General features: G+C 52.2%; 1 protein-coding gene. It reads right to left on the bottom strand.

Annotation, left to right across the window (positions count from 1 at the left end):
* Positions 1-314: contractile injection system protein, VgrG/Pvc8 family (locus tag FE394_RS18105; RefSeq protein ID WP_319927732.1), on the bottom strand; the 314-nt coding region annotated here is incomplete at both ends.

Genomic DNA, 314 nt, shown 5'->3' with positions numbered 1-314 from the left:
GGACGAACCGTCACGGTATAGAGCGTCTTATTGCCATCGGTGCCCGTCCAGTCGGCATGGGAGATGATGCCGGTGATTTTGCGTTGCAGCGTTTCCCCGTTAAACACCTGTAACACCGCTTCCTGCATCAGCAGCGCGGTTAAATCGATTTCCGGTTTCGGCCGAAAAGGGTTGTCGGGCAGCGATTGAACCAGTGTCAGGTTGAGGGTAAACAGTTCAGATAACCCTTCCTGAAGGGAAAACTCGCCCACAGCAAAGGTGGATTCAGGCAGGCCGGCTATCTGAAAAGTAAAACGTAATCCACTTTTTGAGGT

The sequence above is a fragment of the Xenorhabdus littoralis genome (assembly GCF_033949345.1).
GTDB lineage: Bacteria > Pseudomonadota > Gammaproteobacteria > Enterobacterales > Enterobacteriaceae > Xenorhabdus > Xenorhabdus littoralis.
The sequence above is the reverse complement of the archived record's forward strand: the minus strand, read 5'-3'. Positions and strand labels throughout refer to the sequence as shown.